The organism is Roseofilum sp. Guam (assembly GCF_017746735.1).
Classification (GTDB): domain Bacteria; phylum Cyanobacteriota; class Cyanobacteriia; order Cyanobacteriales; family Desertifilaceae; genus Roseofilum; species Roseofilum reptotaenium.
Map to the genome: position 1 here is coordinate 14,336 of NZ_JAGHZN010000043.1, position 21,536 is coordinate 35,871.

A 21,536-nucleotide genomic window follows, 5' to 3' on the forward strand; every position below is an offset into this window, starting at 1 on the left:
GGATTTCCTCTTCGGTCATTTTTGGAGATGGCAATCTCTCTATCCCCTATAGAGAGACGCATTTGGCGGTTTGATCGCAGATTCTAGGTCAAACACAATGTCTAGCCCCTTGCCTATTGCCTCTTGTCCTCTTAACCTTCCTTGAAGAGAGATTAATCTTAAGCTGTTACCCTAGGTGAGAATAGACGGTCTTAGCCAGCAATATTCTATGAACTCAAGTCTCTCTCGAACCAAAGTCGTTGCTACCATCGGCCCTGCCAGCAATAAGCTAGAAGTGCTGCGAGAATTAGTCCAAGCAGGAATGAGAGTTGCTCGTCTTAATTTCTCCCATGGAAGTTATGACGATCATGCTAAAGTCGTCTCGCGACTGCGACAAGTTTCCGAAGAATTAGATATTCCAGTTACCTTATTGCAAGATTTGCAAGGGCCCAAAATTCGGGTGGGACGATTTCCCGAAGGTGAACTAGAGCTAATTCCAGGAGCATCAGTTACCTTGGTTCCCGAAACTGAATATAACGGCCAAGAACAAACCATCCCCATTGATTATCCCTTTTTAGCCGAAGAAGCTCAATCGGGGGCACAAGTCTTGCTTGATGATGGTTTATTAGAACTCAAGATTATGTCCATCCAGGGCAACCAAGTAGAATGTAAGGTTATGGAAGGGGGTATCCTGAAAAATCGCAAAGGGGTGAATTTGCCCTCTTTAAGTCTGCGTTTGCCTTCCATGACGGAGAAAGATAAACAGGATTTAACCTTTGGGTTAGATCAAGGAATTGATTGGGTTTCCCTGAGTTTTGTTCGTAGTGCTGAGGATATTATCACGCTCAGAGAATTTCTGCATGAACATGAAGCTGACCATGTTCAGGTGATGGCTAAAATTGAAAAACCCCAAGCCGTTGAAAATTTAGAAGCCATTATGCAGCAATGTGATGGTTTGATGGTGGCACGGGGAGATTTAGGTGTAGAGATGAGTCCAGAGCGTGTCCCCAAGTTGCAAAAGCGGATTATCCAATTGTGTAATCAACAGGGAGTTCCGGTGATTACCGCCACCCAAATGTTGGATAGCATGATTCGCAATCCTCGGCCGACTCGTGCGGAAGCCTCGGATGTAGCCAATGCGATTATGGATGGTACGGATGCGGTAATGCTCTCAGGAGAATCTGCGGTGGGTGCATATCCGGTGAAAGCAGTGGAAATGTTGGTCAGAATTGCTCGGGATACCGAAAAGGAAGCTGAATTTGTTAATTATCCACCAGCAGAAATTGATGAAACCCATGCCTTAAGTGAGGCTCTGAATACGATTGATAAGATCCTGGATCTGCGCTGTATTGCCTGTTTTACGACGAGCGGTTATACCGCAACTCTAGCGGCAGCGGAACGTCCTAAAGCGCCTGTAGTCGCCTTTACTCCCCGCGATCGCGTTTATCATCGCTTAAACTTAGTCTGGGGAGTGAAACCCATGTTATTGGAGAATCCAGAAGATTCTTTGGAGCAGTTAATTGTCCAAATTAATGAGCAACTATTAGCTAAAAATTTAGCTGCTCCAGGGGATAAAATCTTGGTCTTAGGTGGCTCTCCCGTACAGAAAATTCGTGGGACTAATTTTATCAAGATTCACCGGATTCAGGGATGATTAAGTAAGGGTCACCCGTTAAGGCTGTAAGCCAGTTGTCTAACGGACAAGGGAACAGAGTATGAGCCTCCCCATCCCCCCACCTTGCTATTGTTCAAGATGAAAATAAAACAACCCCTCTCCCTAGGAAGAGGGGTTTGCGGAGAGGGAGACTTAACCCTTACAACGAAACCGGAATAAACCGATTGTTTAACTGCCCCGGAGTCGTGCGTTCCACAACACCCAGATATAACCCATTAAACAGAATTGCCGTATCCGATCCCGTCTGCAACAACTGGATATTCCCTTGATTGAGCCCATCGGTTAATCCAATCAGGTCCAATCCATTACCGAAGTCCCGAACTCGGTCAGCTTGGAAGACTGTAGTCACTGCGCCACTGGTTGATAAAACAAATATATCATTACTAGCGCCACCACTGAGTAAGTCTCTACCTGCTCCTCCTTCCAGGTAGTCATTTCCGAAATCTCCATTCAGGTTATCATTACCGGTACTACCACGCAGAGTGTCATTATCTTGACCACCAAAGAGGAAATCATTCCCGGCTGAACCCAAAAGAGAATCATTACCCTGATTACCGTTAATGAAATCATTGCCAGGACTACCAATCACAATATCATTGCCTTGCAGGGCAGAAATACTGCGGATATTTAACGCGCCCATGTCAATATTGTCATTACCGGGAGTTGCCCTTCCTGTTCCCGGTGAAGGAGAAGGTGCAGGACTCGGAGCAGGTGGTGGAGTTGGAGCAGGAGAGGGTGAGGGGAATCCTGGGAAAGTTGGGAAACTGGGGAAGGCGGGGAAACTGGGGAAACCCGGAGAGGGAGAAGGTGCAGGAGTTGGAGAAGGAGTTAAACCAGGGCGATTGGTATCGTTATCCAGAACGGTGAGTGTTACTGGGTTAATGGTTAAATTACCGTAATCTGTATCGGTAGAGGTAACTGAGAAGTTAATCCTGCTGCTGTGGTTTCCTTCCACAATGCGGTCATCAAAGCCAGTAATGCTAACCGTTTGCGCCTGATTAAAGTTATTTGGCGTAAACGTCAGCACTTGAGGGGTTACCAAGCTTTGTACATCCGGTTGAACGCTAATCACCACATTGGCACTCGGCCGACTTTGTAAAGAAGCGGTATATTGAATCGATGCCCCATCTTCACTGATTGTAGTTGAGCCACTGCTGGAATTAAAGTTCAAGCCAACTCGATCAATATCGTTATTAATCACCGCCACATTTTGTACGGGTACATTATTAAACCGTTGATCTGTACTAACCGTAGGCGTACTTAGAATCGTATAGGCTTGATTACCATCGACTATACCATCGGGAACCCCTCGAACTGTTATCCTTTGACGAACATTAAAGTTTTGGGCATTAAACACCAGGGAAGCATTTTCAGCAAAGGTTTGCCCATCCGCAGAAATCAAGCCTTCTCCTGTATCAGAGGTTCTAAAGTTAATCTGTACATTGGCCCGAGGCGCTTCACTAGTAGAGAGCACTACATCAAAAGTAGCCGTTGTTGCCTCTTCAGATGTCCTCAGACCCGTAACAGGGGTCACATTCACACCAAAGGTATCAATATCTAGGTTAAGGACATTAAATTCATTGGTTGTGGGTTGCCGTCCGCTATAGTTGGGGTCACTACTTTGGGCTGGGGAAACCGTCACCACGTAAGATTGGTTTCCGTCAATGATTGAATCAGGAACCCCAAGAATTTGTACGGTTTGCAGTTGAGTGGCATTTTGTGGCGTAAATGTCAGGCTTGCAGGAACTGCCCTCCCTTCTGTGGCATCACTAATTGTAATCGGGACAACTACATTGCTGGTAGGAATACTGCCTAATCGGGCAGAGAGATTAAACCCTGTACCATTTTCACTAGTCGTTCGTTCTCCACTGGGAACCGTTACAAAGATATCGGGTTGATCGTTATCTAAGATATTGGCAGTGAGGGTACTGCGCTGATTTTGCTCTTGGGTGAGAGGGGTATCATTGACCAGGATTGCGTTAGTGTTGTTAAACTGTCCATCTGGGCTAGTCACCGAGAGTTGCAATTGTCCCGTGTGGTTCCCTTCTTGAATCAGGTCATCAACTGCCCCCACGGTCACGGTTTGAGGATTACTCCAGAGATTTCGGGGATCGGTAGGACTGAAGGTGAGAGTAAAGGGAGTATTGCCTAAAGCATTGCCATTTGCACCAACGGTGAGTTGGGAATCTGGCGAGGCAACCACTTCCACTGTCGTATTCGGAGCTGGTTGTTGAGCCAATCGGATAGTGTAGGTATTAGTATTTCCATTTTCAGAGACGAGTAAACTCCTTGTCCTATTCGGTTGCTGGTTTTCCTCAACCAATACTCGGGTGTCGTTATCCGTGACATTGGCTGTCACTGAGGGAATGAAGATATTGTTATAGTTGGGGTCACCACTAAAGGTTTGGAAACTAATGGTACTCTGGTGCGCTCCTTCTACATCCCCATCATTAACAGCAATCACTTGTACCGCTTGGGGACGATTCCAGTTTTGTGGCGTGAACGTGACGGTATTGGGGGCAATGGTAGATTCGTTATCAGGAGTCAGAAGAATCGTAACGGGAGCAGTGGGGGGGGTTGCGAGTTCTAGGCCGATAAAATCAGTTACTCCACCTTCTACCAGGTCTATACTGCCTCCAAATTCAGTAACAATTACCCCTTCAAAGGAGAATTTTGTAACAAACGCATCGGGTTCATTAGCCACATTTAGAGTGCCAATTCGAGTTCTCGACCCAGGTACATTATTGGCAAAGAAGTCAATACTCCGTGCTGGACTAGGATCGCCAGTTTGATATCCAGGAGTTAAGACTTCAAATGTTCCGGGAGGGGGCAACTGGGGATTACGGTTAGCATTGAGATTACTAGAAACCGTTTGTCCAGTGGTATAAGCAGCACCTGCTGAATCTACTGCAATTCCATAGCCATAATCATCTCCATCTCCTCCATAAAATGAGGAGTAAATTACCCCAGAGGCATCCCGATTGAGTTTGGTTAAGAAAGCATCCGTTCGACCGCCAGCAAAATTTGGCTGTTCTGCATTTCTAATAGGAAAAGGATTAGCACTATTTTCTCTAGACGTGGTTGTACCGACAACATAAGCTTGTCCTGCTTGGTCTACACCAATACTCGACGCAGTTAGCGGTAAGAAAGCAACCCCTTCATTACCACTGCCGCCTAAGAATGTAGAGTAGGCTAAGGAACTGCCATTAGGATTAAACTTGGTGACAAAGGAATCAAACTGCCCTCCTTGATAGTTAGATTGGAACGTGGGTTGGGCAAAGTTGCGAATTTGTCCCGACTGGAGATTCTGGCCCGTAGGGAAGTCAGGGGAGGGAGTAATACCTGTCAGATAGGCTGCTCCAGCATTGTCCACCACAATACCACCGGCAACATCTCCGCCACCCCCACCAAGGTAGGAGAAATAGACTTGTTGGGTGGCATTGGCGTTAATTTTAGAGACAAATACATCACTAGAGCCCACTAAGTTCGTTTGATAAGCTCCGGAGGTCGCTAAACCAGTTGATTGGGTGGTTCCCGAAATATAGGCATTACCTGTACTGTCAATATCAATGCCAATGCCTTCTTCAAATCCAGGACCCCCCACATAGGTAAAATAAACTAACTGAGTCCCTGTCGCATTCACTTTAGCAATAAAGGCATCACTACCATTAGTGGCATTAGTATTTTGCTGGAACACTCCAGCGGTTCCCAGGCCAGTTGATGTAGTTTGTCCGGTAACATAGGCTGCTCCATTAGGATCTACAACAATGCTAGATCCTCGCTCAAAACCACTACCGCCGAGATAAGAAGCATAGTCAATCTGGGTTCCAGTCGGATTGAGTTTGAGAACAAAAGCGTCTTGGGAACCGCCAGCAAAGGCTTGGAAGGGTGTTGTAGTACGCCCTTGTTGTGATGGAAAGTCTGAAGATTCGGTTTCACCAACAATATAGGCATTCCCTGCCTGGTCTACAGCAATATCATTTGCTCGGTCTTTGTCTGCTCCTCCGATATAGGTAGAGTAAACTAAGCTGCCATCACTATTAATTTTGGAGATAAAGGCTTCTCGAACATCATTTCCAGGCCTAGGGTCGGGTAGGGGACGAGTAAAGGGGGCAAGAGTATCTTCAGATGGCTTTCTAGGAAAGTTAACAGAGAAGGTTTCCCCGGTAACGTAAGCCGCTCCAAACTGGTCTACGGTAATGGCATAACCCGCATCTTCCGCAGGGACAGGAGCGGTAACATTTGTTGCATTTGCAACAAATGTTCCATTTTGGAAGGTTACTGTAGCGATTTGTGTGTTGGTAATGGTAGTGGGAGGATTGGGGGGAACCCCTGGAATAGTCTGGGTTGTTGTTCGGGTTTCTAACCGGAAATCATTAAAGGGTTGGACATCTAGTGAAACGACTGAACTTCCACCCAAGTAGTTGGAGTATTCCAGGATGGGGTCAAGGACTAATTCATGGTTGGAGTCATAGCTGCCGACTTCAAAGCCAACTTGATTATTGCCGAGAAGTTTGTAGGCAACATCGACATCGATTTGCTGACCGTCAATAATTTGATAGGCGATGGGGGATTTCTCGGTTAGCTCTCCGGTGTCAGTAATCAGAGCAAGGGAGCCATCTTCGCGAATTTCAATATCATTGACGTTCTCGTATTCGATTACAACCGTGTCAACGCTTACACCGGGGGCAACATAGATATCCCGTTTAACTTGTCCGCTTTCACCAGAATATTTAACGTCAACACCTGCATAGACTTCTTCGTACCATACCCCCTCGAAGGTTGCGATGTTGGTGCGCCATTTCGAGGGGTCGTTGCCGATAAAGAAGTTGGCAATACCAGGGAGTTGCTCCCATCCCCTAATCTCGGCATTGGGGTTGGAGCCAACAAAGTTAGCTCGAATGACATCATCACCATTGGCAACAACGATTTCTTCTTGAGTAAAGAAAACTTCGCCCACGTCTCCATCCCGGACATGGAAGGATACGGAGTCATCCACTTGTCCATCATTCTGGATGAAGCTTAGGGGCCGTTGACTGGTGAACTCTGCCCTAGCTTCGGGAGAAACGGGCGCGTTAAGCGCTTGTGAAGCTAGGAGTACGTCGTCTTGTGCTGTTTGTGGAATGTTTGATGGCAGTTGACTATTAATTCCCATGTTGTCCTCACCCCATACCTCTTATACAGAACCAACTATAGCAAAGCTTACCCATTATTTTGATCTTTCTTGTCAATCCCATGAGTTTGTTTCGATCATAGCTTGGGGGTGGGGGGAATGGGAGGAAGAGGAAGAGGTGGATAGGGAAGTGGGTGAATGAGGGGATGCGGGGATAGACGATTACCCTAATTTTCAGTTTCTAACTTTTAATTTTTAATTGATCTAATGGATGATAGAGAGTAGATAATAAAATATTGATGGTTTAAGGGATAAATGCTTGTTGCGTTTGATTAAGTAAGTTTGAGTTGTTTTTTGGGTGGTTCTGGGCTTTTGTTTTTCTTAAGATTTAGAATTAACGAAGAGGCTGAAGTGGTCTTATGGATTTGGATCGGGGGGATCATGGGTTACAGGACTTTCAGTAAGGGAATCGAAGTAAAATTTTGTTATTATCGAGATTACAGCACCCTGTACTATAGGTTACAGGAAATTAAAAATAGCAAACCCTGAAGAAGTTTTTGTTAGGCTTTTATGACTTAAGAAGCTGCTTTCTTAGTATGAGTTCAAAAAACTATAAAAACAGTGAATTTTCGACATATTTTTTATTGGAAGCTGATGCAACATTCTTGGGGATTGACGGTAGAGTAAAGGTCGAATCTTCTAAATCGAAGGAATCAAACAAGGATTCACAAAGATTTACAAAGAAGTAACGTCAGATGAATTTAAGGAGATTAGATTATGGTTCAAACTCCGATTAAACCGATCGCCATTACCCCATCCGAAAGCAATAGCAGAGCGCCCCATCTACGTCCTCCTTACTACGGACTCGACGAACTCGGTTTTCGCAATATCCAACAGGTGTATCGAAATCTAGCAGTTCCCAAACTATTGGAACATGCCCTAGCCCGGAAAGAAGGGGTTTTGGCTGCCAACGGTGCATTTTGTGTAGAAACAGGCAAGTATACGGGGCGATCGCCCAATGACCGCTTTATCGTCGATGAACCCTTCATTCACGATGAAGTTCACTGGAACAAGGTCAATGTTGGTTTATCCCCCGAAAAATTTGACCTTCTCCACAAACGGGTTCTCGCTTACATTCAAGGCAAAGACCTCTACATCTTCGACGGTTATATTGGCTCAGATCCCAATTACCGGATGAGCGTGAGAATCATCAACGAACTAGCCTATCAAAATATGTTCGTGCATCAGATGTTCATCCGGCCCACCGCTCAAGAACTAGAAACTCATCACGCCGACTTCACGATTATTGCTGTTCCTGGTTTACAAGGCGATCCAGGTATTGACGGTATTAATAGTGAAGCTTTTATCGTTGTTAGTTTCGCGAAAAAACTAATCCTTGTAGGAGGTTCGTTTTACTCTGGCGAAATGAAAAAATCCGCCTTCTCCTTCATGAACTACTACATGACCAAGCGCGATGTGCTGCCGATGCACTGTAGTGCCAACATGGATGATGAAGGAAACACGGCTCTCTTCTTTGGTCTTTCCGGGACTGGAAAAACCACCCTTTCAGCCGATACCAGCCGTCGCCTGATCGGAGATGATGAACATGGATGGTCTTCTGATGGCATTTTCAACTTCGAGGGAGGATGCTATGCCAAAACCATTCGCCTATCACGAGAAAAAGAACCAGAAATTTGGGATGCCATGCGCTATGGTTCACTCCTAGAAAACGTTATCCTCGATGAAGAAACCCGTATTCCAGACTATGACGATGGGCGCTTAACCCAAAATACCCGTGGTGCTTACCCCATCAACTATATTCCCAACTGTGTAATTCCCGGTATTGGCGGCCCTCCTATAGCCGTCATCTTTTTAACTGCGGATGCATTTGGCGTATTGCCTCCCATTTCCAAGCTGACGACTGAGCAAGCCATTTATCATTTTATGTCTGGCTATACGAGCAAACTGGCAGGAACTGAACGGGGCATTACCGAACCCGAAGCCACCTTCTCCGCTTGTTTTGGGAAGCCATTCCTACCCCTGTCGGCTACGGTTTATGGGGAAATGCTGGCCAAACGTTTAGAAGAACATAAAGAGACCACCTCAGTGTATTTGATCAATACTGGATGGACGGGTGGCCCCTATGGCGTAGGTCAACGATTTGATATTCAAGATACCCGCTATATGGTTTGGGCTGCGTTGAATGGAAGTCTTAAGGATGTTAAGTTCAATCCCCACCCAATCTTTAAGATCTTGGTTCCAGAAAGCGTTCCCAATGTCGATCCGAAGATTCTGAATCCCAAAAATACCTGGAGCGATCCAGACGCTTACGATCGCCAAGCAACCCAGTTAGCCAAGAAGTTTATTGAGAACTTCAAACGCTTTAAGACTGCTGAACCCGAAATTATCGCAGCCGGGCCGAACCTTGATTAGAATCTAGGATCTGATGGGATAGGGAGATGGGGAAGATGGCCTCTTGCCTATTCCCTATTCCCTAATCAATGCTTAAAACATTCTTGCCATAGCCCAGGTTCAGAAGAGGAAGTGCCAAAGTAGATCGCGGAATGTTGTTTTCCTATCGATTTCGATTACAGGAGTCATGTCAATATGACAGTGAAAGTTGGTATTAATGGATTTGGTCGTATTGGGCGGCTAGTATTTCGGGTGGCAGTTGCCCATCCAGAAATTGAAGTGTGTGGCATTAATGACCTGGTTCCTCCAGAAAGTATTGCCTACTTACTCAAATACGATTCCACCCATGGGCCATTTAAGGGAACAGTCGAAGCCAAAGAAGGGGCGATCGTGGTCAATGGGAAAGAGATCCCTTGTTATTCGGTCAGAAACCCGGCTGAACTGCCTTGGGGCGATATCGGTGTGCAGTTCGTGGTTGAGGCTACTGGATTATTTACCGATTATGAAAAAGCTTCTGCCCACCTGCAAGCAGGCGCGAAACGAGTGGTTATTTCTGCACCGACTAAGGAAAAAGACCCCGACAAAGTCCCCACCCTATTAGTAGGAGTAAATCATCAGACTTACGACCCCTCCAAACATACGGTCGTTTCTAACGCCAGTTGTACCACCAACTGTCTAGCTCCCGTTGCTAAAGTCATTAATGATAACTTTGGCTTGGCAGAGGGCCTAATGACTACCGTTCACGCTATGACTGCGACCCAACCCACCGTTGACGGCCCCAGTCGTAAAGATTTACGCGGCGGACGTAGTGCTACCCAAAATATTATCCCCGCTTCTACTGGAGCGGCTAAAGCAGTTACCCTAGTGTTGCCCGAACTCAAAGGTAAGCTCACTGGGATGGCATTTCGGGTTCCGACTCCCGATGTTTCAGTCGTAGACTTAACCTTCAAGACCGAAAAAGCCACCAGCTACGCCGAAATCTGCGAAGCGATGAAGAAAGCTGCCGAAGGTGAAATGAAGGGTGTTTTGAAATACACAGACGATCCAGTCGTTTCGACAGACTTCACCTCCGATCCCCATTCGAGCATTTTTGATGCTGGTGCAGGTATCGAATTAAATGCTAACTTCTTCAAGATTGTTTCCTGGTATGACAATGAATGGGGTTATTCTAACCGGATGGTAGATTTAATCTTATCCATGGCAGCTAAAGAATAATTCACGGTTTTCCTTCTCTTTTCCTATTGATGCTGTATGGTATAGGGTGAGCGCGTCTCACCCTATTTTTTAGCACGTAGCGCTGGTAATAGGTAATTATTCAAACAGCTATTTTCTCCGGATTTATCAGATACTTTTAAAGAACCATGAGTTCATGTTTCTTGAGAGTTTCAATGGCAGAAGCTTTTCCTTCATTATCGCTAAACTCAACCTCAAAAACTTGGGGTTCGTACTTTTGCCTTGAAGCGTTGAAGATTTATATAGCGCTTCGCGCTAGGCAATAGGCAATAGCTTGTATAGCTTAGATTCTAAGGCTTCAAGCTGTACCTCATAGAAGAGAGAAACGCTATAAAATAAGTTACATTCCTCTCATCCAGATGTTACTCAAAGTCTAGAGAATCTCGCTGGGCTATACGAATTTCAAACAAGATACTCAGAGGCGGAACCGCTCTATCTTCAGGCTTTAGAAATTTCATTTGATCGACTAGGAGAGGAGCATCCAAAGAGCCAAACTTGTTTGCAGAAGTGGATGAAATTCTTGCAGAAAGTTTTAAAGGAAGGCCACAAAAAAGAGTTGTCTAACCCAAGAAGTTTACAAATTTTAGAGCAGATGAGAGAGGGTTTAGAATAGGGAATGGGATATAATAAACTCTTCGCTGTTGACATGGAGAGGAAACCAGAGTTATGAGCCAGAAACGGATAGGACTATTGTTTGGGGGATGTTCCGGGGAGCATGAAGTTTCGATTGTTTCGGCAAAGGCGATCGCCACAGCGCTGCAAACCGGAGAAAGTAGCGATCGCTACCAAGTCATTCCCTTCTATATCCGTAAAGATGGTTATTGGTATGCCCAAGAAACCGCGACTCAAGTCCTAGACTCTGGTACACCATTATCCACGGATACCCCGCCAGGAAGAAGTTTGTGGGAATTTCCCAAGCAAGTCAACGAAGTTGACGTTTGGTTTCCCATTTTACACGGCCCGAACGGAGAAGATGGTTCCATTCAAGGCTTGCTGCAACTGATGAAAGTGCCCTATGTGGGTTCTGGCATCGTCGGATCGGCGGTGAGTATGGATAAAATTGCGATGAAAATGGTGTTTGCCCAAGCGGGTTTAGCCCAAGTTAAATATAAGGCAGTGACTCGCGCTCAAGTTTGGTCAAATCCTTGTGTGTTTCCGAAACTCTGCGATGAGATCGAAGCGGAAATAGGGTATCCCTGTTTTGTGAAACCAGCAAATTTGGGGTCTTCAGTAGGTATTGCCAAAGTGCGATCGCGCCAAGAACTCGAAACCGCCTTAGATAACGCTGCTAGTTACGATCGCCGGATTATCATTGAAGCAGGAGTTACCGCTAGAGAAGTCGAATGTGCCGTACTGGGTAACGACTATCCTAAAGCCTCCGTCATTGGCGAAATTACCTTTGAGAGCGACTTCTACGACTACGAAACCAAATATACTGCCGGAAAAGCCGATTTGCTCATTCCCGCTGACTTACCCTCTGAAGTGAGCGATCGCATCCAAAATATGGCTATCCAAGCCTTCCAAGCCGTAGATGCCTCCGGATTATCTAGAGTAGACTTTTTCTATATCGAGTCTACCCAAGAAGTGCTAATCAACGAAATCAACACCCTGCCTGGATTTACCTCCACCAGCATGTACCCCCAACTCTGGGCTAATACGGGCACTCCCTTCCCAGAGTTGGTGCATCAGTTGATTGAATTTGCTCTAGAGAGGTAAATAGGGAATAGGCAATGGAGAATAGGCAATAGGACGTTATCCCTGTCTCTCCGCGTCTCCCTATCCCCGTGTCCCACCCATCTCCCTATCCCATCAGATCTATTTGCGCAAAATTGGGTAAGATGAGTTTCGGACACGAAGCGAGTCGGTCTGGTCAACGTATAGTCAGGGAAGCTATTTATGGTTCATCCGCGTAAATCCATTCATCGCTCTACTGGAAAGCAACGGTCAAACCGACTCCAGTTTATTCTGAAACCAATTCAAAACCATACCCTATTGGTGTGGAGCATTTTAGCCGTGCTGGTAATTGGTATCGGTTATGAAGCTTTGAGTATTCTACTCAATCCTGGGGAGATCGAACCCGAAGAGGCGATCGCAGAAGTCACAGAAGAGGCAGAATCTATAGAAGCGATCGAGGAACCAGGGGTTAACTCTACTGTATCCTGGCTCTGGTTAGGAGCGATCGCCTTGGGATCGGGAGGTCTCTTTGTCCTCTGGAAAAGCCTGCAAAATCCCAACGCCCATAAACGAGCATCTCTCAACCGTCGCCAACGTCGCGGAACCCCACTCTTATTAGAAAAACCCAAACCCTTGCGAGTCAAAGTTTCTCAGCGCCAACCTATCACTTCCTTTAGTCCAGACCAATTTACACCCCAAACAGCCTCTCTTGAGCCTCAAAACCCACCGGAAGTTATCTCAGAACTCACTTCACTTCCAAACCCACCCCAAAAACCCGTTACCTTTGACGTAAATCCTACGGCCAAATCCTTCCAGCATTCCTCTTTACAAGTGCCCAACTTTCCCAAACTCACCCCAGACATTCCACAGGGATCAGCCCCGAAAGCGGTTCGCAAGACTTCCCCCCAAGAGTATCCCGATCAAAATATTCGCAAATCCTCTTAGAAAATAGGGGATGGCTAATTACCGATTACCCATTACCCATTACCCCAGTAGTGCTATAGAAATTCCACCAACTTATTATTTTGATCGACTAAAATTTTAACCGGTGACTTAATTTCATCGGTAACTTCAAAGGCTAACAAAGTAATCATATCTCCAGGGTTAACCAAATGTGCAGCAGCGCCATTGATGCAGATCGCACCGGAGTCTGCTTCTCCTTCAATCACATAGGTTTCTAAACGATTACCATTAGTATTATCGACCACTAAAACCTTTTCTCCAGGCAGCAAATCGGCTTTCTCCATCAGAGTGCGATCGATAGTAATACTGCCGATATAGTTAAGATTGGCTTCAGTGACTGTCGCCCGATGAATTTTAGACTTTAACATGATCCGCATAATAGTTAGATGCTGTTACTTTTTCTTAAGGTGAATGACTATACAAGTCCCTGGATCAAATGATAAACTGCCAGTGAACTAAGGTAAAAAACAGTTTACCCATTACCCATTACCAATTACCAGCGCCTAGCGCTATGATGGACTATGAGCAAGGGCACGCTATTTGATAAAGTCTGGAACAACCACAAGGTTCGTACACTTCCTTCTGGACAAACTCAACTGTTTATTGGGCTGCATCTGATCCATGAAGTGACCAGTCCCCAAGCGTTTGCTATGCTGCGGGAGAGAAATTTACAAGTACTATTTCCCGATCGCACTGTTGCCACGGTCGATCATATCGTGCCCACAGATAACCAGGCTCGACCCTTCGCGGATACCTTGGCAGAAGAGATGATGCAAGCGTTAGAAACGAGTGTCCAAGAGCATGGGATTCGCTTCTATAATGTGGGTTCGGGTAACCAGGGCATTGTGCATGTGATCGCCCCCGAACAAGGGATGACGCAACCGGGAATGACGATCGCCTGTGGAGATAGCCATACCTCAACTCATGGAGCATTTGGGGCGATCTCCTTTGGGATTGGAACCAGCCAAGTGCGAGATGTGCTAGCCTCCCAAACCTTGGCTCTGGAGAAGCTCAAAGTGCGCCGCATTGAAGTCAATGGAAGCCTACGTCCGGGGGTTTATGCCAAAGATGCGATCCTTCACATTATCCGCAAATTGGGCGTGAAAGGGGGCGTAGGCTATGCCTATGAGTATGCCGGAACGACCCTAGAACAGATGTCGATGGAAGAGCGGATGACGATCTGCAATATGTCGATTGAAGGGGGGGCACGATGTGGCTATGTAAACCCCGATCAGGTGACGTTTGACTATCTGCAAGGACGGGAGTTTGCCCCCCAAGGAGAAAACTGGGATAAAGCGGTGCAATGGTGGCAAAGTATCCGCTCGGATGCCGATGCTGAGTATGATGATGTGGTGGTGTTCAACGCTGAAGAAATTCCCCCTACGGTGACTTGGGGGATTACACCTGGTCAAGGTATTGGTGTGGATGAAGTGGTTCCGACTCCAGAAAGTCTACCTGATAGCGATCGCCCTTTGGCCGAAGAAGCGTATCAATATATGCAACTCGAACCTGGAAAGGCGATCGCCGGAACCCCTATCGATGTCTGCTTTATCGGTAGTTGTACCAATGGTCGCCTCACTGACCTGCGAGAAGCCGCTAAATTTGCCCAAGGTCATCAAGTCGCCTCTCAAGTCAAAGCCTTTGTAGTTCCGGGATCGGAAGTCGTCAAGCAACAAGCCGAAGCAGAAGGCTTAGATAAAATCTTTACCGAAGCCGGGTTTGAATGGCGCAACGCCGGATGTTCCATGTGTTTAGCCATGAACCCCGATAAACTACAAGGGGATCAAATGAGCGCCTCTTCCTCAAACCGCAACTTTAAAGGTCGTCAGGGGTCTTCGTCTGGTCGCACCTTACTGATGAGTCCCGCGATGGTTGTCGCTGCGGCGATCTCCGGCCAAGTCTCCGATGTGCGAAAGTTGCTGTAAAATAACGTCAGTTTTGGTTAAGCGATCGTTGACTTGAGGGACTCTAAGTTGAGGGAAGGCTTTTTGGGTTGATGGCAATAGGCAATTAATCCAGCCAAGAGATTAATGAGAAAGCTAACAGGACTGCGATGACGGGTATGTTCGATCTGAGAAATATTTTTGAGTTGATCGATGATCGTCTCAATGATACTTCTGTGACGGAGCCAAACCTTATCCCATAAGGGCACAAGCCGATTCTTCATCTTTCTCTTCAAGGGAGTAATCAGTTGTAAACCAGTGGCTTGCCAAAGTTGTTGAGTCAATTTCTGAGAAATATAGCCTTTGTCACCAAAGATCTTACCGGTCAAGTTCTGAACCAGTTGCAGAACCGGTTTTCGGTCATCAATATTTCCCGGTGTCAGGGTAATATTGAGTAATTCACCGCGATCGTTAACTACCAAATGTAGCTTGAAGCCAAAGAAGCAGTCTACAGATGTGCTTTATTCGTGCAGCTTGCTCTAAAAATGTACGATGTTGAGAAATCCGTCGATTATGACAGACTTTCAGCTTAGTCGAATCGATAAAACTGATACCAGTAGGAGAGCCAAAGCAGTATTTCAGGTAAGCACACAAAGGGAACAGGGATGAAGGGAGTAATTGTACTGGCGCGGGAATAGCTCACCAGCCCAGGAAAATAGGGCTTCCAATAAGGTTGAACCAATTTTTGGTAAAAGTCTTTGAAGGTTCGATAGCCCATTTGATGAAAAGCGACAAGAATTGTCATTCGTTCGCTCAAGCCTAGACCGGACAGGCGATTTCTGGTTCTGACACCTGATTTTAGGAGGTGGGTATTCCACAGAGGTTCAAACATTTGGCAGAAGTCATCGACATGACAAAAAAGTTCTTCTAGACTAAGCATGGAGCAATGGAGGGGGTTTCTGGTTGGCACTTTTAGCCTACTCCCTTTGCTCCTCCCGATCCATTGCGGGCGTGATCGCCGCCCCGATCGCCTGCTTAACCAAAACTGACGTTAGATTAAGGTGCAAGTTGGATTCGCTAAATCCTAGGAGTGGGTCTATGTTATCGCAAGAATTGAAAGAACAAGCTTTGACCCTATCGCCGAGGGATCTTTATATCAAATCCAAAAACCATGCTACACATCATTCTCCCTGTCAATCATCTGTAGTGGCTATGAACCCCATCTCCAGTCCAATCTGTAAACATGTCCATTGGCCAGAAGAGCAAATTCAAACCTTTTGCCAGCAATGGTCTGTTACTGAACTATCTCTCTTTGGGTCTATCCTCCGAGAAGAGGACTTCCATCGAGATAGCGACATTGATCTGCTGATTGCCTTTTCTGCTGATGCCGACTGGAGTCTATTTGACCATATTCAAATGCAACAAGAATTAGAGGCCCTATTTAATCGTAAAGTTGATTTAATTAGTAAACGCGCTGTTTTACGCAGCCACAACCCCATCCGCCGCCAAGAAATTTTATCCACTGCCCAAGTGGTCTACTCTCAAGAGAGCTATGGCAGATAGAGACCGAGAAACGCTTTTCGATATTCAACGAGCGGCGGCAAAAATCAATCAATTTAAACAAGGCTTCAATCGACAAAGTTTTTTGGCAGATGATAGGACTCAATCCGCCATCGTTTTTCAACTGCTAATTATCGGTGAAGCAACTAAACGGTTATCGATATCTCTACGCCAAAAATATCCACAAATTCCTTGGTCATTGATGGCAGGGATGCGAGATAATTTAATCCATGAATATGATAATATTGATATTGAAGAAGTTTGGAGAACGGCTGAGAGTGATATTCCCAATCTCCTAATTGCTCTACAGCCTATTATTGACGAATTTTAAATTTATAGCAGATTGGATCAATCTTAATCCAATCATGATGGATCTATTGTAATGTCAGTTTTGGATAAGCCAGCAGCCGTGAAGTGGTGAAGTGGGTGGATCTTAGAAACCGGGTCTCTCGCTTCATACTGACTTTTTTCCGGTTCTTATCCAAAACTCAGGTTATGTTAGGGCAAGAATTGAAAGAACAAGCTTTGAAGCGATTGTTAGTGCCATTATTGAGTCTTTACAGAATTCGTCTCACAAAGCCTCCCAAATGAAAAGTCAACACAATGACCACGCACGATGTCTTGATGCCAAGCCTTCAATGTCCCTTCATCCATATCCTCTTGCATAAACCTGAAACACGATGTAGCTAAGTACTCAATCTCTTGTTCAAAAGCAATCCAATAACGATTTTCTTGTTCGGCAACAAATCCGGTAGTATTCGATCCAGCAAAGATATCAACCACCAGATCCCCAGGTTCGGTTAACAGACGAATAAAAAACTCTGGGAGTTTTCCTGGAAACCTGGCTGGGTGAGGTTTTAAACCAAGAGCTTTGCATCCTCTAAGATACTGACTGTTTGACTCAGAGTTGGGAATTTGCAGCAAATTAGAAGGGATGGCTCCTCCGTTATTTTTGCCAAAGCTCGTACTGATATCATGACCGGAGGGGCGCTTTTTAGGATCGTAAAACTTTTCCGGGTCTTCTAAGAGCTTTTTCATTCTTGGACTATATTCTGTCAAAACTTTGGTCACATCTGACTTAGGAAATTCCGATTTACTGAACCACCAAACCGTATTCACTGAATCTTTTGCTCTGATTTTTCTTTTGTTAACCCACTCAATCGGACTGGGAAGCTTTGACGGATTAAACCAGTAAAAATCTTCAGCCCCAAAAAAGCCTATCTCATCACAAAAATAAATAGGGATTCTGAAATTGTAGAGGCTCCTAACTGGCTTCCCCTTTTCATAAGCACCCCCTAAATCGAGAACAAAACTACCATCGCTTTTCAATTTTTGATAGACTAATCGCGCAAAATCAGCTAACCAATCAATATATTCACTCTGATTTTTATTTCCGTATTCTTTCTTTCTTTGAAGTGCAAAAGGCGGACTCGTCATTACCAAATTAACACTCTCATCAGGTAGCTTCTTCAGAAGTTCTAAAGAATCACCACAGAAGGCTGCACCCTTGTTTGTCCGATAGACTCGACAAGAGTCAAGGCTTTCAAGGTCTATAGGAAAATTAGTCTCTTGGCTAATCAATGCTAATCCTCTGGCATGATTCAGGTGGAAAAGACCTCAATAATCCAAAGATATCCTTAACCTATGTTAAAACTCATGGACGATTGATTTACGAGGCTTGATTAGCTTTTTTCAACCAAAGGTTCTTGCTGAGTCGTGCAGTGAATTCCCCCGCCTCCAGCGGCAATATTGTCGATGTTGAGTTGTACGATATCACGATCGCCGAACAACTCTTCCAACGTTTCCTTCGCCTTGCGATCTGCTTGGCGATCGCCAAATTCAGGGATAATCACCGCACCATTGACCACGTAAAAGTTAATATATCCGGCCGCAAAGTCATCCCAATCATATCCCTCTCTAATTTTTGTTGGCGCTTCCAGAACCACCACTTCTAGCTCATTTCCATCCGCATCTGTTTCTGATTCCAGGATCTCTAAATGCCGTTTGGTTACCTCATGGTCGGGAGAGTCTGGGTTGGGGTCGTACCCAGCAATCACGACTCCAGGACGAGCAAAACGAGCATAAAAATCTGTATGCCCATCCGTAATATCCGCCCCTCGAATACCGGGAAGCCATATAATTTTACGCAGTCCCAATAAGGCTTTTAATTCCATTTCGCAATCCTCTTTGCTCCAGCCTGGATTGCGATTATCGTTAATAATACAACTTTCGGTGATGATTGCATTGCCCTGACCATCAACTTCAATTCCCCCACCTTCAAACACCAGTTCCGTGTTGATGATGGGAACTCCGGCTTGTTGAGCAACAAATTCTGCAACTTGCGCATCGCGATCGTGGTATTGTTTATTGCCCCAACCATTAAAATTAAAATCAATCCCTGCTTTTTGACCCTCTTCATCGATGACAAAAACCGGGCCCGTATCTCTCATCCAGAGATCGTCTAATTCAGTAATGATTAATTCGACATCAGAACCACATTTCGCCAAAGCAACATCGTAATCTTCTTCTCGAACGATCATTTTCACCGGTTCATATTGGGCGATCGCTTTGGCAATTCTGGCTAGATCGTCCTGGACATAGCGAAAATCTTCCCGTCCCCAGATATCTGGGCTGGCACTAAACGCCATCCAAGTACATAAATGAGGTTCGCCTTCATCGGGCATGAAAAAAGAAGAATTGGAACTCATAGAAGGGGTAGGAGTAGGGGAAACTGGAGAACTGACTGCCGAACAACCGGTCATATTTTTTCCCAGGGCAATAGAACCAGATAGGGTTGCCATGAGTTGGAGAAAGAAGCGTCTTTTGATCATTTTGTATGAAGCGATCGCCATTTTGGGCGATCGCCAATAGACATCTTTACCGACAGGAGGACAACGGTTACAACAGTTCAAAGGAATGAACTTCTAACACCGGCCCAATCATCGCCAAGGTCATGACATCCTCACGAATTGAGCCTTCAACCTTAACCTGAAGTCCAGATTGTTTGATTTCATCGGGAGCATCCTTGAGTTCATAGGTCGTCCCATCGGTGACTAAGGCCCAAGTTCCTGGGCCCATGGGTTTATGTTCAATCACCCCATTGACAGTTAAACTCATGCGGTTTTTCCTTCTCCAGTCATGGCTAAACGAGCAAGGGCAAAACACAACAGTGCGTTTACCCCTAGGAACAGTTGAGCCACCCAACCCGATCCGAGCCAAAGCATTGCCGGGTCAGTAATAGCGCTGATGGCGAGGAAACTGGCAAATCCTAAGCTTATCCCGATCGCCAGCCATTTTCCAGAGGGATGTCCCAACAGCCCAATCACCAAGATTAGGGGAATCAAAACACTAGCGAAAATAGGGTTAAGTAAGGGACTCCCGCTAATCACATTGCCCCATTCAGCGATCGAACTGCCCATCATCCGGAACGGCCATTGGGGAATATCAAAGAGATACAATCCTCTGAGGAAAAATACGCCCGTGCTTCCAGCAACTAAACCCATGCTTAACGAACCACTCCAAGCAAAGGGGAAATAGTTCCGTAAGAGCCAAGCAAGGAGATAGGAACCGAGTACCATGGCAATTTTCGGCATTAAGGCGATCGCACCACCATCGATCCAGAAGCGAGGATTCAGATAGCCATTATCGCGCAGCCAACGGAAGAAGTCTTTGAACGTAATTTGACCTTTTACAGCTAGTTTAACCGCTGCACCTGCATCCAATTGACCTGCACCAAAATGATTGAGGGGGTCTTCTTCTACACTGCGAGAGGATTCTTTGAGGATTTTTAGCACATCTTCGGGGTCTTCTACACCTACCGACTTAATTAAAGCCGCAACTCCGGCCACATGGGGCGCAGCCATGCTAGTTCCTTGATAACCTTCAAAAACCGGTTTTCCAGTTTGGGGATCGATGGTATTTTGCAGAATCTTACCCGCTTCCGAACCTCCGGGAGCCGACAGGTCTACCCCAGCCCCAAAGTTAGAATAGGGAGCTTTGACTCCAGAGGGATCGAGGGCAGAAACCCCGATCGCATGGGGATAGCGAGCCGGATAACTGGCGGCATTTTGATTAGAATTTCCGGCCGCTGCGACGACAACTACATCTTTGTCATAGGCATAATCGATCGCTTCTTTGAGCAAATTACTTTCACCTGCTCCCCCCAAACTGAGGTTAATCACATCCGCCTCATGATCGGCTGCAAACTTAATCGCTTCGGCAATATCAGCTACCGTCCCACCACCACTTGCACTTAATACTTTCAGGGGCATTAACTTGGCTTCATAGGCGATTCCAGCCACTCCATATCCATTATTCGTCGATTGGGCAATCGTTCCCGCTACATGGGTTCCATGACCGGCATCATCATTGGCTTCGATGCGATCGTTTACAAAATCATAGCCTTGAGTAAATTTTGTATCCTTGAGATCCGGCACCTTCGTAATTCCGGTATCAATCACGGCCACTGTTATCCCATGGCCTTTCGTATCATCCCAAGCGGATTCCATATTGATGCTTCGCAGATTCCACTGTTTAGCATAATCCGGATCGTTGGGGATTTCAGTCGCTTGATAAATATAGTTGGGTTCAATACTTTCGGTATAGTCCTTAAGATTGCTTTCTTGCAGTTGCTCTAACAACAGGCGATCGCCCTCCAGCACATAAACATGATCCTGGAGAGAAAATTCACTATTGAGCCGAGGAACCGTACCATAGTCTTGGGTGAGGGTTTGCACCCATTCCGGGATTTGGTTAGCTCGCTCTTCGCGAAAATCAAGGATAATAGATTGATAGTTTCCTTGAGTGGCCAATCCTTCAGCCTTGAATAGGGCAAACCCTAATGTAAAAATAAATAAGCAGAGGAGTAGAAATTTTTTCATGGCTGACACCATCAATAATTGGGTGGTACTTAACAGCTCCAGCAGTAGAAGTTAGGTGAGCGCTCTTACAACCATAACTTATCCCCTTGGGGATTTGGGGCCCATCTTACCGGATCTTTAATGATTCTTTTCCTGTGGGCGTTTTGGTTGTCGCCAACATGAAA

At 45.7% G+C, this 21,536-nt stretch carries 17 protein-coding genes and 1 pseudogene; 10 read left to right on the forward strand and 8 right to left on the reverse strand.

What is annotated here, in order from left to right; all coding sequences use genetic code 11:
- Nucleotides 1-208 precede the first annotated feature (208 nt).
- Nucleotides 209-1,633 carry a pyruvate kinase gene (gene pyk, locus J7529_RS17115; RefSeq protein ID WP_318729984.1) on the forward strand — a complete coding sequence of 475 codons (1,425 nt, stop codon included), beginning with the start codon at nt 209-211 and terminating at the stop codon, nt 1,631-1,633.
- 160 nt (nt 1,634-1,793) lie between these two features.
- Here pyk and J7529_RS17120 read toward each other — a convergent pair whose 3' ends face one another.
- Nucleotides 1,794-6,809: an SBBP repeat-containing protein gene (locus J7529_RS17120; RefSeq protein ID WP_318729985.1), complete on the reverse strand. Its 5,016-nt coding sequence runs from the start codon at nt 6,807-6,809 to the stop codon at nt 1,794-1,796.
- 735 nt (nt 6,810-7,544) lie between these two features.
- Between J7529_RS17120 and pckA the strand changes: the two genes are divergently transcribed.
- Both pckA and gap read left to right on the forward strand, forming a co-directional pair.
- Nucleotides 7,545-9,200 (forward strand): phosphoenolpyruvate carboxykinase (ATP), encoded by a 1,656-nt coding sequence (gene pckA / locus J7529_RS17125; protein WP_318729986.1) that lies wholly within the window; start codon nt 7,545-7,547, stop codon nt 9,198-9,200.
- A 174-nt stretch (nt 9,201-9,374) separates the two neighbouring features.
- Nucleotides 9,375-10,394 carry a type I glyceraldehyde-3-phosphate dehydrogenase gene (gene gap, locus J7529_RS17130; protein WP_271936537.1) on the forward strand — a complete coding sequence of 340 codons (1,020 nt, stop codon included), beginning with the start codon at nt 9,375-9,377 and terminating at the stop codon, nt 10,392-10,394.
- Nucleotides 10,395-10,530: 136 nt separating this feature from the next.
- On the opposite strand, the gene J7529_RS24780 is transcribed toward gap, so the two are convergent.
- The gene (locus J7529_RS24780; protein WP_413038911.1) at nt 10,531-10,650 is read right to left on the reverse strand and encodes a DUF4926 domain-containing protein; all 120 of its coding nucleotides are present in this window, start codon (nt 10,648-10,650) and stop codon (nt 10,531-10,533) included.
- 428 nt (nt 10,651-11,078) lie between these two features.
- Between J7529_RS24780 and J7529_RS17135 the strand changes: the two genes are divergently transcribed.
- Both J7529_RS17135 and J7529_RS17140 read left to right on the forward strand, forming a co-directional pair.
- Nucleotides 11,079-12,128 carry a D-alanine--D-alanine ligase family protein gene (locus J7529_RS17135; protein ID WP_318729987.1) on the forward strand — a complete coding sequence of 350 codons (1,050 nt, stop codon included), beginning with the start codon at nt 11,079-11,081 and terminating at the stop codon, nt 12,126-12,128.
- A 180-nt stretch (nt 12,129-12,308) separates the two neighbouring features.
- Nucleotides 12,309-13,031, forward strand: coding sequence for a hypothetical protein (locus J7529_RS17140; RefSeq protein ID WP_318729988.1), 723 nt, complete (start codon nt 12,309-12,311; stop codon nt 13,029-13,031).
- A gap of 53 nt (nt 13,032-13,084) precedes the next feature.
- Here the strand turns inward: J7529_RS17140 and panD are convergent, their stop codons facing one another.
- A complete protein-coding gene (gene panD, locus J7529_RS17145) occupies nt 13,085-13,417 on the reverse strand; it encodes an aspartate 1-decarboxylase (RefSeq protein ID WP_271936524.1) in 333 nt (110 codons plus the stop codon).
- Nucleotides 13,418-13,570: 153 nt separating this feature from the next.
- Between panD and leuC the strand changes: the two genes are divergently transcribed.
- On the forward strand, nt 13,571-14,974 hold the full coding sequence (gene leuC / locus J7529_RS17150; protein WP_318729989.1) for a 3-isopropylmalate dehydratase large subunit: 1,404 nt from the start codon (nt 13,571-13,573) through the stop codon (nt 14,972-14,974).
- A gap of 17 nt (nt 14,975-14,991) precedes the next feature.
- On the opposite strand, the pseudogene J7529_RS17155 reads toward leuC, so the two are convergent.
- Nucleotides 14,992-15,872 (reverse strand): annotated as a pseudogene (locus J7529_RS17155) (IS982 family transposase).
- A 158-nt stretch (nt 15,873-16,030) separates the two neighbouring features.
- Here J7529_RS17155 and J7529_RS17160 point away from each other — a divergent pair.
- Together J7529_RS17160 and J7529_RS17165 are read left to right on the forward strand one after the other, a co-directional pair.
- Nucleotides 16,031-16,495 (forward strand): nucleotidyltransferase family protein, encoded by a 465-nt coding sequence (locus J7529_RS17160; protein WP_318729990.1) that lies wholly within the window; start codon nt 16,031-16,033, stop codon nt 16,493-16,495.
- Nucleotides 16,485-16,823, forward strand: a complete 339-nt coding sequence (locus tag J7529_RS17165; protein WP_271936518.1) for a DUF86 domain-containing protein — start codon at nt 16,485-16,487, stop codon at nt 16,821-16,823. The genes J7529_RS17160 and J7529_RS17165 overlap by 11 nt, the downstream gene beginning before the upstream one ends.
- 215 nt (nt 16,824-17,038) lie before the next feature.
- On the opposite strand, the gene J7529_RS17170 is transcribed toward J7529_RS17165, so the two are convergent.
- Entirely contained in the window at nt 17,039-18,073 is a 1,035-nt protein-coding gene (locus J7529_RS17170) for a site-specific DNA-methyltransferase (protein ID WP_318729991.1), read from the reverse strand.
- Here J7529_RS17170 and J7529_RS24785 point away from each other — a divergent pair.
- Nucleotides 18,073-18,174: a hypothetical protein gene (locus J7529_RS24785; protein WP_278002959.1), complete on the forward strand. Its 102-nt coding sequence runs from the start codon at nt 18,073-18,075 to the stop codon at nt 18,172-18,174. The genes J7529_RS17170 and J7529_RS24785 overlap by 1 nt on opposite strands.
- On the opposite strand, the gene J7529_RS17175 is transcribed toward J7529_RS24785, so the two are convergent.
- Complete coding sequence (locus J7529_RS17175) at nt 18,175-19,254, reverse strand: agmatine deiminase family protein (protein WP_413038912.1); 1,080 nt, start codon at nt 19,252-19,254, stop codon at nt 18,175-18,177.
- On the opposite strand from J7529_RS17175, the gene J7529_RS17180 reads away from it, so the two are divergent.
- A complete protein-coding gene (locus tag J7529_RS17180) occupies nt 19,175-19,363 on the forward strand; it encodes a hypothetical protein (RefSeq protein WP_318729993.1) in 189 nt (62 codons plus the stop codon). The two genes, J7529_RS17175 and J7529_RS17180, sit on opposite strands and share 80 nt — an antisense overlap.
- A gap of 27 nt (nt 19,364-19,390) precedes the next feature.
- Here J7529_RS17180 and J7529_RS17185 read toward each other — a convergent pair whose 3' ends face one another.
- Complete coding sequence (locus tag J7529_RS17185) at nt 19,391-19,609, reverse strand: hypothetical protein (protein ID WP_271936510.1); 219 nt, start codon at nt 19,607-19,609, stop codon at nt 19,391-19,393.
- Complete coding sequence (locus tag J7529_RS17190) at nt 19,606-21,372, reverse strand: S8 family peptidase (protein ID WP_318729994.1); 1,767 nt, start codon at nt 21,370-21,372, stop codon at nt 19,606-19,608. Before J7529_RS17190 ends, J7529_RS17185 begins: the two co-directional genes overlap by 4 nt.
- Between the last annotated feature and the right edge of the window lie 164 nt (nt 21,373-21,536).

Excerpts from the sequence above, each read along its gene's own strand:
- J7529_RS17180 (WP_318729993.1), top strand. The coding sequence starts at position 19,175 with ATGAAAAAAGAAGAATTGGAACTCATAGAAGGGGTAGGAGTAGGGGAA.
- gap (WP_271936537.1), top strand. The coding sequence starts at position 9,375 with ATGACAGTGAAAGTTGGTATTAATGGATTTGGTCGTATTGGGCGGCTA.
- leuC (WP_318729989.1), top strand. The coding sequence starts at position 13,571 with ATGAGCAAGGGCACGCTATTTGATAAAGTCTGGAACAACCACAAGGTT.
- J7529_RS17190 (WP_318729994.1), bottom strand. The coding sequence starts at position 21,372 with ATGAAAAAATTTCTACTCCTCTGCTTATTTATTTTTACATTAGGGTTT.
- pckA (WP_318729986.1), top strand. The coding sequence starts at position 7,545 with ATGGTTCAAACTCCGATTAAACCGATCGCCATTACCCCATCCGAAAGC.
- J7529_RS17175 (WP_413038912.1), bottom strand. The coding sequence starts at position 19,254 with ATGACCGGTTGTTCGGCAGTCAGTTCTCCAGTTTCCCCTACTCCTACC.
- J7529_RS17140 (WP_318729988.1), top strand. The coding sequence starts at position 12,309 with ATGGTTCATCCGCGTAAATCCATTCATCGCTCTACTGGAAAGCAACGG.
- J7529_RS17160 (WP_318729990.1), top strand. The coding sequence starts at position 16,031 with ATGTTATCGCAAGAATTGAAAGAACAAGCTTTGACCCTATCGCCGAGG.
- J7529_RS24785 (WP_278002959.1), top strand. The coding sequence starts at position 18,073 with ATGCTAATCCTCTGGCATGATTCAGGTGGAAAAGACCTCAATAATCCA.
- pyk (WP_318729984.1), top strand. The coding sequence starts at position 209 with ATGAACTCAAGTCTCTCTCGAACCAAAGTCGTTGCTACCATCGGCCCT.
- J7529_RS17165 (WP_271936518.1), top strand. The coding sequence starts at position 16,485 with ATGGCAGATAGAGACCGAGAAACGCTTTTCGATATTCAACGAGCGGCG.
- J7529_RS17135 (WP_318729987.1), top strand. The coding sequence starts at position 11,079 with ATGAGCCAGAAACGGATAGGACTATTGTTTGGGGGATGTTCCGGGGAG.
- J7529_RS17120 (WP_318729985.1), bottom strand. The coding sequence starts at position 6,809 with ATGGGAATTAATAGTCAACTGCCATCAAACATTCCACAAACAGCACAA.
- panD (WP_271936524.1), bottom strand. The coding sequence starts at position 13,417 with ATGTTAAAGTCTAAAATTCATCGGGCGACAGTCACTGAAGCCAATCTT.
- J7529_RS17185 (WP_271936510.1), bottom strand. The coding sequence starts at position 19,609 with ATGAGTTTAACTGTCAATGGGGTGATTGAACATAAACCCATGGGCCCA.